At 66.0% G+C, this 11,883-nt stretch carries 7 protein-coding genes; 2 read left to right on the forward strand and 5 right to left on the reverse strand.

The genetic code is table 11. The annotated features are described in order from the left end of the window. Positions 1–96 precede the first annotated feature (96 nt). The 3 genes from VN461_17125 to VN461_17135 form a co-directional block, all read right to left on the reverse strand. Positions 97–1,398: an acetylxylan esterase gene (locus tag VN461_17125; GenBank protein ID HXB56499.1), complete on the reverse strand. Its 1,302-nt coding sequence runs from the start codon at positions 1,396–1,398 to the stop codon at positions 97–99. A 311-nt stretch (positions 1,399–1,709) separates the two neighbouring features. Next, the gene (locus tag VN461_17130; GenBank protein ID HXB56500.1) at positions 1,710–3,773 is read right to left on the reverse strand and encodes a M13 family metallopeptidase; all 2,064 of its coding nucleotides are present in this window, start codon (positions 3,771–3,773) and stop codon (positions 1,710–1,712) included. Further along, on the reverse strand, positions 3,770–4,363 hold the full coding sequence (locus VN461_17135; GenBank protein HXB56501.1) for a cysteine hydrolase family protein: 594 nt from the start codon (positions 4,361–4,363) through the stop codon (positions 3,770–3,772). Before VN461_17135 ends, VN461_17130 begins: the two co-directional genes overlap by 4 nt. Positions 4,364–4,443: 80 nt before the next feature. Here VN461_17135 and VN461_17140 point away from each other — a divergent pair, with 80 nt between their 5' ends. Beyond that, entirely contained in the window at positions 4,444–5,397 is a 954-nt protein-coding gene (locus tag VN461_17140) for a LysR family transcriptional regulator (GenBank protein ID HXB56502.1), read from the forward strand. 310 nt (positions 5,398–5,707) lie between these two features. Continuing rightward, positions 5,708–9,049, forward strand: coding sequence for a sialidase (locus VN461_17145; protein HXB56503.1), 3,342 nt, complete (start codon positions 5,708–5,710; stop codon positions 9,047–9,049). Between the two features lie 1,640 nt (positions 9,050–10,689). Here VN461_17145 and VN461_17150 read toward each other — a convergent pair. Together VN461_17150 and VN461_17155 are read right to left on the reverse strand one after the other, a co-directional pair. Then, a complete protein-coding gene (locus VN461_17150; protein HXB56504.1) occupies positions 10,690–11,109 on the reverse strand; it encodes a hypothetical protein in 420 nt (139 codons plus the stop codon). Continuing rightward, a complete protein-coding gene (locus VN461_17155; GenBank protein ID HXB56505.1) occupies positions 11,106–11,852 on the reverse strand; it encodes a DUF433 domain-containing protein in 747 nt (248 codons plus the stop codon). The genes VN461_17150 and VN461_17155 overlap by 4 nt, the downstream gene beginning before the upstream one ends. Between the last annotated feature and the right edge of the window lie 31 nt (positions 11,853–11,883).

An 11,883-nucleotide genomic window follows, 5' to 3' on the forward strand; every position in this document is an offset into this window, starting at 1 on the left:
GAGGCGTCGCGGGCGTTCTTCGTCACTTAGGCACGCGGCATGGCCGGGAAGCCTCACGACCATCCCACGCTCGCTGGCACCGCGAAGGCAGCACCCTTACGGTGACTGAGCTTTGTGGCTCCACTGCACGTCGGCGAATTTCAGATACTGCTCCCAGTCGTATGCGGTCACATCATGCTTGCCCGCGCGAATGTGATACCTCACCGTGTGCCCGACCGGCTGGTGCAAGCCCGGCATGGCCTCCGCGGTGAGCGCCTTTTCGCCCAGAAGCTCATAGACAGGCCCCGCATTCACGGCGCCCAGGAACTCGCCGCGCGGATCGGACCAACGGTCTTCCTCGGCGCTCGACACGTAAAGAGCGCGAGGAGCAATCAACGCCAGCAGCATGTGCGAATCGAACGGCATCCGGTCTTCGTGGTCGCTGTACCTTTTGAAATTGCCGTCGAACCAGTGCGGAAACCGGGTGTTCAGGTCCTTGGTCCGCTCGCCGTAGAGGCGGCGGCTGATGGCGGCGCCGCCTTCGCCCGACTCATTTGAAATCACCATTGAAAAGCGCGTGTCCTGAGCGCCCGCCCACAGCGCAGCCTTGCCCAGCCGCGAGTGGCCCATGACGGCCACGCGCGCGGCGTCGATATCGCGGTCGGTCTCGACATAATCCATCGTGCGGCTCAGGCCCCACGACCACGCGGCGATGGCGCCCCAGTCGTCCGCCGCGGGCTCGGTCTGGCCCGGTTTGAGGAAGAGGGACCGCACACCGTACTTCATGCCCCCGACGAAATCCGGTTCGATGTCGCCGTAGAAAACCGTGGCCAGCCCGTAGCCGTGCCCCAATATCTGATCTAGCTGCCACTGCTGGGCGCTGGATCCGCGCGACGCCTCGGGCGCGCGCTGCTTGACCATTTCGTTGCTGACGGCGTCGCGTACCCACCGATCGCCGAGGGCAACCCCCGGATCGGCGGACACCGCCTCATTGCCCACAAAAGACAGGGCCAGAAACAGCGGGACCGGTTTTGTCGCACCCGTCGGCAAATAGATGAGGGCCTTCATCTTTAGGGTACCGGTCCCGGCTGCGACGGAGATGGTGACCTGCTTGCGTACGGCCCGGCCGCCCAGAGCGTGCCTCTCGACCGAGTCCACATCGAAGGCCATCGAGGCCGGTCGTTCCGGGCTGCGCCCGTACACTTCGGTGCGGTAGATTTCGAGAATCTCGGGCCGCCGCCGGCTGGTCCAGGTGCTCGCGTCGCGAACCCGCTCGCCATTGTTCATGACCAGCGGATCCGGCAGGGAGTACTTGGGCACCTTCGCTTCGTCATAGATCACATCGGGCTTCTGCGCAGCCGCGTGGGAACCCATCAAGGCGGCGGCGCAAAGAAGTACGTAAGGGGCTCGTGGGGTCATAAAGGTTGCCTCCTTGCCGATTGTATTTCGTCGCGCTTCTCGGCGCCTGAAGCGGCGCCCTGTGATCGTCGCGGGCGACGTTGTCCGAGGGCTCACCGTCTCGGTTCTAGCCACCAGGGTCTGCGCTGAAAAGGGCGTGCTTCCGATCATGATCGCCGCCGTGGTCGTGGATCGCGAGGAGTCCTGCGCCTCACGCAGTGCTCCGCGGAAGGCCATGTCAAGGGTCCGACCCGCAAGACCGTCCAGCGTCAGCCGACGGTTTTCATCCGCAAGAGTACGTAGTCACGGTCACCACGGCACCTCTGCGGGGACTACCAGACCAGGCAGCGCTGCTCGGGCGGCCTCACCATGGCCGATCCGGCCCTGCATGCGAAGGCCTGCTGGAACTCCGGCGCATTCGACAGCGGCCCGATCACTCGGTACTTGGAGGTCGGGTGCGGATCCGCCTTCACCATTTGACGCTGCAGCTCCGTGCTCTCGACCGCGCCGCGGAACTGACCCCAGGCGATGAAGAACTGCTGTGCGGGGCTGAGGCCGTCGATCACGGGCACCGGGTCACTCTCCATCGATCGCTGGAGGGCCACGTACGCCAAGCGCACGCCGGCGAGATCGCCGAGCGCCTCACCGAGGACTTGCCTTCCCTGGTGGTGCACGCCGGGCTCGATCGCATAGCCGTCGTACTGATCGACGACGCACTGGCCGAGCTTCTCGAACGCGTCGCGATCGGCCTCCATCCACCAGTTCCGCGGCTGCCCCGTCGAGTCGAATTCGGCACCCAGGGCGTCGATCGCGTGCGTGAGGTCATGTGCAACCCCGATCCCAATCGCACCGTAGTTCACGGCGTCCGATGCGGCAAGGTCGAACGCCGGCGCTTGCAGGAAGCCAGCCGGCAAGGCCATCAGGTTGAGCTGGACGTCGATGTACGCATCAGGTGACGACGGCGGCAGCTGCCAGATCGCGCGGCTCGTGCGTTGCCCAACGCGCTTGCGGTCGGCCTCGACGCCGAAGCGCCGACACGCGGCCACGTTGGCCCAGAACGCGTCACGGCGAATGACGAGCGCCGAGTGGTCGGTCCACGCGTCGGGGTAGCCCACCTTCACGTCGTAGGCTTCCACCTTCGCGAGGGCCTGCCGCTTGGTCGTGTCGGACATCCACTTCAGCTCGCGGAGGTCGTCCTTCAAGACTGCGAGCAGGGTACGGACCATCTCCTGGACCTTGGCCTTGGCGGCGGGAGGAAAGTACCGCTCGGCGTACATGCGGCCGAGGGGCTCTCCGAGCAATGCCTCCGTCGATTCGAGACAGCGCATCGCCCGGGGCTTCACCGCGGTCGCCCCGCCGAGGTACTTGTCCCTGAAGGCGAAGGACTCGTCGGCGAAAGGCTTCGAAAGCCACGGCGCCGCCGACTCGAGCAGGTGCCACGTCAGATAAGCCCTCCATACCGTCACTGGCGTCGTCTCGAGCTCTCGGTTCAGGCGCTCGAGAAACGCGGGCTCGGCGACGTTGACATCGATCCGCGGGAGCCCGGCCTCTGCGAAGTAGCGTCCCCAGTCGAAGCGCGCAGCGAGCTGCGAGAGTTGCGCGAAGGTCAGTTTGTGCGCTGTCGTCGCCGGATCGGCGGCCTGCGAGGCCGGCAAGCTTGCCTCGGCCAGGCGTGTTTCGAGCGCGAGGATCTCGTCTGCGGCCTTCCGCGCCGGCCCGGCGACCATTCCGGCGAGCGTCAAGACGCTGGCCACGTGCGCTCGATACTTCTCGCGCGCCTCCGCGAAGCGCGGCTCGGGCTTCAGATAGTAGTCGCGATCCGGCAACCCCAGACCGCCGGCAGCGATGTTCGCGACCACGCTGGCCGGATCGTGGTAGTCCGAGGCGCCGGTGACCACCAACGGAGCCGGGACGGCCAGCTCGTGAAGCCGGCGGATCATCCGTTGGACGCCGGCGGCATCCTGGACACCGGCGATGTCCGCCAGCAAAGGAGCCAGCGGGGTCGTACCCGCAGCGTCGATCGCCGCCTCGTTCGTGCACGATGCGAAATGATCCCCAAGCTGCTGCTCGACGCTTCCACGGGGTCGATCGGCCCTGGCGGCCAGCTCCTCCAGGAGGGTCTTCAACTGCTGTCGGTTCGCCTCGCGCGCGGCCGCTCGCCGGCTCCAGCGCTGTGTCCCGGCCGGGATGGGGTTCGCGGCGCGCCAGGCGCCGTTGGCGAACGCGTAGAAGTCGGTGCACGGGTCCGCGGCATGATCCAAATCGCTCAGCTCTATGCCCTTCAGCGCCGAGCCCTGCGCCCCAGGCACGGACACTTGGCCACCCACGGAGATCGGGGCGATACGTGCGAAAAGGCCCAGCATCGCCGCGACGACCACGATGCGCGTCGGGCTCATGACGCACTCCTCGAGGAATTGGGAACCTGCAAGGCGGCGATCACCGCACCTGTGTCGACCACAGTGGCGAACTCGCCGTGGAGGTCCGACAGCGCGATTGCGTGGATGTGCTCAGCGAGATGCTCGACACCGTCGGGGCCAACGCGATCGAAGGTGGCCGTCGCGTCGGACACGACCCAGGTCGCGAATCCCAGGTTTCCGGCCATGCGTGCGGTGGTCGAGACGCAGTGATTCGTCGTGAGCCCCACGATCACCAACCCGCTACACCCGGCGCGCCGCAGATCGGTCTCGAGGGACGTCCCGATGAAGGCGCTGTTGACGCGCTTTTCGATCACCGCTTCGCCCGCAAGGGGAGCCCCCTCGGGCTTGAACTCGTTCCCGGGCTGACCGGGGCGCAGCGGCGACAACGGTTTGGTCGACATGTGCCGCACGTGTACGACAGGGCGCCCGGTCGGGCGCCACGCGCGCAGCAACTCGGAGGTTCGCTGCTCCAGGCAGGGGTTGTTGCGCCGACCCCAGCACGGCTCGTCGAATCCGACCTGGAGGTCGACGACCAGCAGGGTGACCGCGTGCGGCTCGAGTGAGAGCATGGCGCCACCGTACCGGCGCGCGGCCCCCGCACCAAAACGCCGATGCTGCCTATCGGCGAGGTCGATGATAATGTCGTGCGGTGAAGACCGACTTGGAACTGCGGCACCTGCGGGTCTTCGCGGCGGTGGTCGACGCCGGGACCCACACGCGCGCGGCCCGGGCGCTCGGCATCTCGCAGTCGACGGTTTCCGAAACGCTAAGCGCGCTGGAGCGCACGTTGGGCGTCGAGCTGTTTCGCAAGGCGGCCAAAGGCATGCCGGCGCTGACCCCGTCGGGCGTGGTCCTCCTCGGGTACGCGCGCCGCATGTTCGCACTGAGCAGCGAGCTCGTCGGGGCGCTCGCCGACGCATCGACCCGCGTCAACGCCACGCTGGTGGTCTCAGCCGTCGAGTCGATCGGCGCCTATGTGCTCCCGTCGCGACTGGCCGCCCTTCGCGCTCGGTGGCCGTCGGTGCGCGTGGAGGTGCTCACCGGCAGTTGCGGCGAGATCCGCGAGCGCGTCGGCGCGGGCGAGAGCGACCTCGGCTTGGTGCTCGAGCCTGAGACCGGGCCCGAGGCCGGCGCAATCCTGGCGAAGGCGCGCCTGCTGATCCTCGGCGCCCCAACCCACCCGCTGACGCGTGGCGTCGCCGCGGCGGACGAGCTTCGCCGCTGCGACTTCTACATGTGCGACGCGGGGGGGAACTACCATCAGACGCTGCGGCAGCACTTCGAGGCGGCCGGGGTTCCGGCTCCGCGCATCCAGGCGATGGGCACCATCGAGGGTGTGAAGCGAGGGATCCTGGCCGGCGGGACCGCGCTCGGCCTCTTGCCGCAGCACGCCGTCGAGCCGGAGCTGCGCGACGGCGTGCTCGCCGAGGTGCGCGTCAGTCCGGCGTTGCCATGCGTGGTGCTGCGAGCCGTGCTCGCGACTGGCGGGCTGCGCTCACCGGTGGTCGACGACCTGATGGACGCTTTGCACGGCTCGCCTCAGCGCGGGCTGCTGCTCACGGCCGCCGCGGAGACTGGCGGCCGCCTACCGAGCCCAAGCTAACTTTGTTCAAGAGTGGCGGTGTGGAGAGAACTCGAACCCGCGATCTCCCAGGTGACAGGCGAAAGGGTAGCACGGGAGCTGAACCGCCGACCATCTACGCCCAAGGGCAACCCATCCGGACCCCGGGCCGGCCCCCGCAGACGAAGCCGACGACCATAGCTTGTTAAAGAATAGCGGTGGACGGGACTCGGAGTCGGTCAACGACTCCCTGTGACGCCTCAACGCGTTCCGGTATGCAGGATGGCCATCCGATCCGTTCTCCGCTCGAGGTCGGTGGTACACTCGGCCGCGATTTTCTGGGGGATGGGAGGTGGCGATGGTGAAGGCAACCCAATTGACCCTCGGGCTTGCGGTCTTGATGAGCGCGACGCTCGGTGCGGCGGAGAGGCCGCCGGGCGCAGCGAAGCCCGCGGCGACCTCGTCGCCGAAGGCCTCGCCGTCCCCGGCCGCTCCTGCTAGCGGCCCCTTCGGGGCCCTGAAGTTCCGTTACATCGGCCCCGAGGGCAATCGTGTCTCCGCCATTGCGGGCATTCCCGGCGATCCGAGCGTCTACTACGCGGGTGCCGCCTCCGGCGGGATCTTCAAGTCTAGCGACGGCGGCGTTCACTGGCAGGCCATCTTCGACGACCAATCGGTGTCGTCAATCGGCGCGCTGGCCGTAGCTCCGTCCGATTCCAACGTGGTGTGGGCGGGAACGGGGGAGGCCTTCATCCGCAGCAACATCTCGATCGGCTGGGGCGTCTACCGGTCAGTCGACGCCGGCCGCACCTGGGCGCGCGCCGGGCTCGAGGCGACGGGACGAATCAGCCGTATCCTCGTCGACCCGCGCGATGCCGACATCGCGCTCGCCTGCGCGCTCGGTACGGCGTACGGCCCCCAACCCGACCGCGGCGTCTTCCGGACGAGCGACGGCGGCAAGACGTGGGCGAAAACGCTGTTCGTCGACGAGAGGACCGGCTGCTCCGACCTCGTGATGGATCCCAACAACCCGCGAGTACTCTTCGCCGGGATGTGGCAGCTCGAGATCCACACCTGGGGCCGCGAGAGCGGCGGGCCGGGCAGCGGCATGTATCGATCGAGCGACGGCGGCCTGACCTGGAAGCCGGTCGAAGGCACCGGCCTCCCGCCCAAGCCGTGGGGCAAGGTGGGCCTCGCCATGACGCGTGCCAACTCGGGCCGCGTCTACGCGCTGCTCGAAGTGGGCGACGGCCAGCCGTGGAAGGGGAACGACACCCCTACGGGGCGCCTCTGGCGCTCGGACGACGGCGGTGAGAAGTGGGCGCTCATGACCCCCGACCGCCAGGTCGCTGGTCGCACACACTACTACAACAGGATGGGCGTCGAGCCCGACGATCCAGACGAGGCGTACTTCCTCACGGCAGCGTGGGCGAAGACGCGCGACGGGGGCAAGACAATCATCGATCCGCCGCCGCTCGATGCGCCCGGGGGTGACCACCACGACATCTGGATCGATCCGACCAACGGCAACCGGATCGCGGTGAGCCATGACGGCGGGGTCTCGATCAGCACCAACCGCGCGAAGACGTGGCTCCAAGTCCAGCTCCCGATCGCGCAGATCTATCACGTGGCCGTAGACGACCGGATCCCGTACTGGGTCTACGGCAACCGCCAGGACGGGCCGTCGAGCCGTGGTCCGAGCAACAGCAAGCTCGGCGTCAAGGATGATCAGCCCAACATCACGCGCGGCATGTGGATGGGCGTCGGCGGTGGCGAGAGCGGCTGGGCGACCCCCGACCCCGAAGAACCGTCTATCGTCTGGTCGAGCGCGTCGGGCTTCGGCAGCGTCGGCGGGATCGTCACCCGTTACGACGCGCGCACCAACACAGCCCGTAGCGTAGAGGTCTGGCCGCGCGCTACTATCGGCTGGCCGGCTGCGGATCTGAAGTACCGTTTCGTATGGACGTTCCCGCTGACGATCTCGCCTCACGACCACAACCGGATCTACGTCGGCAGTCAGCACGTCCATCAGACGACCGACGGCGGCACCACCTGGCAGGTGATCAGCCCGGACCTCACGCTGAACGACAAGGCGCGGCAGCAGAGTTCGGGCGGCCTCACCCCCGACAACATCGGCGTCGAGTACGCGGGCGTCGTGTTCGCGATCGCCGAGTCGCGGTCGAAGGCGGGGCTGATCTGGGCCGGGACCAACGACGGGCAGCTCCATGTAACGCAGGACGGCGGCAAGAACTGGACGAACGTCACCGCTCATGTGCCCGGCGTGCCCGCGTGGGGCACCGTGAGCTGGATCGAGCCCTCGCGGTTCGACGCAGGTACAGCCTACGTCGTCTACGACCTGCACCAGGTCGACAACCGCGAGCCGTGGGTCTTCAAGACTTCTGACTACGGCCGCACCTTCAAGCCGATCGTCGCCGGGATCCCACACAGCCCGCTCTCCTACGCCCACGTACTACGCGAGGATCCGTCGCGCCGCGGCCTGCTATACGTAGGAACCGAAAATGGCGTTTATGTGTCATTCGACGACGGCGCGCAGTGGCAGCAGCTTCAGTCGGGCCTGCCGCACGCGCCCGTCTACGGCCTCGCCGTTCAGGAGCGCTTCGGTGACCTCGTGGTCGCCACCTACGGCCGCGGCTTCTGGATCCTGGACGACCTGACCGCGTTGCGGCAGTTCGCCGGCAGCGCGCCGAAAGAGGCGCAGCTCCTGCCGCCGCGGCCGACCTACCGCTTCCGCGGCGCCGAAGCTCCGTATGCGGCTTTCTACGATCCGGTTGCCGGCTTTAATCCGCAAGACGGCGTGCCGATTCACTACTGGCTGCCGTCGGCGATCAAGGGCGAAAAGGACAAGGAGAGCGGCGAGCAGAGGGACGAGATCGAGATCAAGGTCGAGGACGTGTCGGGAACCGTCGTGCGGACGTTCAAGGGGCCGGCGAAGGCGGGCTTGAACCGCGCGTACTGGGATCTCGCCTTCGACAAGACGCTCGAGGCGCGGCTGCGTACGAGCCCGCTCAGCGCGAAGTACATCACGGTGGGCGTCGAGGGGGTCCCCGCGCCGGGCGTCCAGCGGCTAGCCGTCCTCGCGCCGATCGGTGAGTACAAGCTCAAGATCAGGGTCGGCGACCGCGAGTTGGCCCAGCCCGTCACACTCCTCAAGGATCCGGGTGCAGGCGGCAGCGAGGTTGAAGTCCGCGCTCAGGGAGACCTGGTCAAGGACCTGCTCGACGACGTGAAGCAGACGATCGAAGCCATCAACCAGGCCGAGAACGCGCGCGGGCAGCTCGCGGGGCTCCAGGTGCGGCTCGGGGAGAAGAAGGACGGGAAGGAGCCGCTTCACAAGAACGTGAAGGACGCGGCCGAGGCGCTCGACAAGAAGATCGTGGCCGTCGAGGAGACGCTGTTCCAAATGCGCGTCACCGGCCGCGGCCAGGACATCCTGCGCTGGCCGATGAAGATGGCGGAGCAGCTGCTCTACCTGCTAGGCCGTGTCGCCGAGAGCGATTTCGCTCCGACCGCGGCGCAGCGCGAGGTGCACCAGCTCCTGCACGACGAGGCGGCGAAATCCCGCAAGGCGCTGGACGAAGTCTTCTCGACTGACCTCGTGAAGTTCAACGAGCTGCTGACGGAGAAGCAGCTCGCGGGCGTCGTTCCGAACCTGCCGGCGACCGCAGGCCCGTAGCGGCTATACGAAAGACGGGACTTACGGCCCTCGGCCGTAGCCGGTCAGGGGCGCAAAGCGAGAGGCTAGGTGTCGGTACCCATAACGCCGCCTAGCTCGCGACTGACCGGCTCCTCTGGACTCGAGCGAAGTCGTCTACCCCCCTGCAAGTGGTCCGGGTTCCCAATTGGCACGGTGTCGACAGACTGGACAGGGGGTCCCTAGGTCCTTTGAGGTGCGTAGTAGTACGGACTAGACCGCCTCAGCAGATTCGACTCCCACCCGCTTCTGCCACTTCGAGAGGGTCCAAGCCTTTGAGCGACTTCTAACGAGCCTTCCGGTCGGGGGCCCGCGTGTGAGTGTCTTGTGATGTTCGATTGTCGCCACGTTGCGTTGCGGAGACGGGCGATGCGAGAAGCGGAGGAATGGAGTTGGTGCAGGAAGACGGATGAACCGGTCCCGGGAGAGAGTGACTTAGTAGGAAACCTGATTAAGGGGCATCCGCACTCCCACAGGGTCCCTTGCTCCCACAGGCGGACAAGGTAACCGTTCCGTTTGCTGAACGGGACACCAGCACATTGTAGGGCTGCGAGGGATCAACAGTAATATCAGCTGGACCGGACACGGTCCAAGTGGGAGGACCACCGAATAGTTCGTCATCGCACGTCGCGTAGGAAGTAGGAACGTCAATCACTCCGATGTAGCAACAACGGGTCCCACAATGTCCCAAGGGCATGTCATTGGGAGGGGAATTCACACACAACTGAGTGCTCTCCGTGTAGTGACCACCACCAAAGCTGGCGACTATTACTTTCACATAATGGTTTCCATCCACCTTGAGGGGGCAAGAAGAGGTCACAGGTGCTGGTGTGGGAGAAGGTAGGGGAGTGTTTGGTGTCGGGGTGGGCGCGAGCGCCGGAGCGGGGGCGGGGGTCGGCTTCGCTGACGGCACAGGGTTGATCGTGATTGGGGTTGTGCCCGGAAGGGGCGCGACCACAGGGGGGTTCGGCCTTGTGGGGACCACCTCGGTAAGAAGCGTCTGGTTGCAGCCCCAGAGGCACAGAGCGCAAAGTCCGGCGAAACCCGTTTTCCACATTGATCGCCCTTCCCACCTAGAAAATACTTCATATTTTCGACAATAACTACAATCCTTGTCAACCTTTTTTCGCTATTTTTCCACTATTTTCCCAAGGGTAGAAATGAGGCCTAGGAGCCAATTGACTTCTGCTGAAATCGGCACCGGTGATCCCGAGGGGTCGCGCGAGGTCCTGTGGGCTGAGAGCCAGCTCTCACTGGTTCTGGGCCGGCCTCAGGCGTCCCCTAAATGGACCCCTCAGCGGGTTCCGGAGACAAGCGCCGACAAAGGGCGACACGAATGGACCGCTCAAGGATGGCGGGGTGGACGGGACTCGAACCCGCGACCTCCGACGTGACAGGCGAGAAGAGTAGGCGAGCCCCTCAACGACTTGCTGAGATTCCTCAGCGAGTTCCGGCGGCACGCCCCGACACGCGCCGACACGAAAAGACCCCTTTAGACGGCCCGAAGTGACACGCGTAGTGCACAGTCCTGACCTCGGGCCAGCACGTCAGAACGTCCGTTCGCCCACGGCACACCTACTCCATTGTCGGTGCTTGGTTTCCTGCGCAATGGCAATGTCTCTCTACTTCGGATACCAGCGCTCGATGCGGCCAGCCGCGCCTGCGCTCTCGGCGAGCTGCGCTGGAGTTGCCCGGTAGACCTTTGCGATGACCGGCGCAGGTGCGTCCTCGAGAAAGGCCTCGATGCGTTCTCTGGTCGCCACGAACGACGCGGCCAGGTCTGGGAACGGGGCTTTGCCGACGATCACCAAGAGTCGCACTTGGTGCCGGATAACCGCCGCGAGCTCGTTCGGCTTGTACCGGATCCGGGTGTCGTGGCTCAGAGCGACCCATTCACGCTTGCCGACCTCCGCCAACCAGTCCTCGTCGGGACAGTCGGGCGGGAAGTGTTCGCGGTGTCGCTCGACGGCAAACCCCGCGCGCTTCAGGATCTCCGGAAAGGCGTTGCCGAGGTCGCGATCGGTGAAGAAGACGAGTGTCAAGCCGCCCGCTCGAAGACGACGGCCTCCTCAACCGCCGCGTTCGTGAGGTCGTAGTCGCGCGCGACATTCTCGACTTTCTCCCCTGCATCGATCCGGTCGAGGATGATACGTGTGGAAATGAACGCCTTGCCGACCACCGGACGGCCGAAGGAGATCTGCGGGTCGATCATGATAGGCTTGGCGTCGACACCCTCTGAAACCACGAACGGGTAGAGGCGAACTGCGGACCGGAGCTTCCCCCATTCGACACGCGTGAGGTGAGCTTCGAAGACCTTGCGCATCGCGAGCTGGCTTGAGGCGGAGAGGTTCACTAGTTCTCCATATCGGTCGAGAAATAACTTCCCGCCGGCCGTCCGGAGCTCCTCCCGCAACAGTAGCTGGTCGATGTTCAGCTTCTGCTGAGCGTACGCGAGCGCCTGGCGAACCTCGACGAGCGGAACGCCGTGCTCGGTCCGGAGCGCTCGCAGGACGTGAGCCTCGATCAGGTTCGAGAAGGAAAGCGTCGCCGGGTCCCTCTTCGCCAGCCTCAAGACCGGGGCGAACTGGCTGAGCCCCTTGGCCGTCGGGTAGGGCCGTCCCAAGAACCAGGACCGCAACGTGGCGGGCGACAGCCTCAAGTAGCGGCCGGCTTCGGTGATCGAGTAGGCGGGCTCGTTACGTGAATCCAGCTTAGGCAGGGGCTCCTCCAGCCCGTATTGTGCCTCAAGTTCGCGGTCCAGGTGCCTCCTGACCGCAGAAAGCATCAGCCGGCGCTACTTGCTGCGATCCGGCTGT

Source organism: Vicinamibacteria bacterium (genome assembly GCA_035570235.1).
Lineage (GTDB): Bacteria > Acidobacteriota > Vicinamibacteria > Fen-336 > Fen-336 > DATMML01.

Bases quoted from the DNA above. Each gene is read 5' to 3' on its own strand.
- VN461_17130 (HXB56500.1), bottom strand. From the start codon at position 3,773: ATGAGCCCGACGCGCATCGTGGTCGTCGCGGCGATGCTGGGCCTTTTC.
- VN461_17155 (HXB56505.1), bottom strand. From the start codon at position 11,852: ATGCTTTCTGCGGTCAGGAGGCACCTGGACCGCGAACTTGAGGCACAA.
- VN461_17125 (HXB56499.1), bottom strand. From the start codon at position 1,398: ATGACCCCACGAGCCCCTTACGTACTTCTTTGCGCCGCCGCCTTGATG.
- VN461_17135 (HXB56501.1), bottom strand. From the start codon at position 4,363: ATGCTCTCACTCGAGCCGCACGCGGTCACCCTGCTGGTCGTCGACCTC.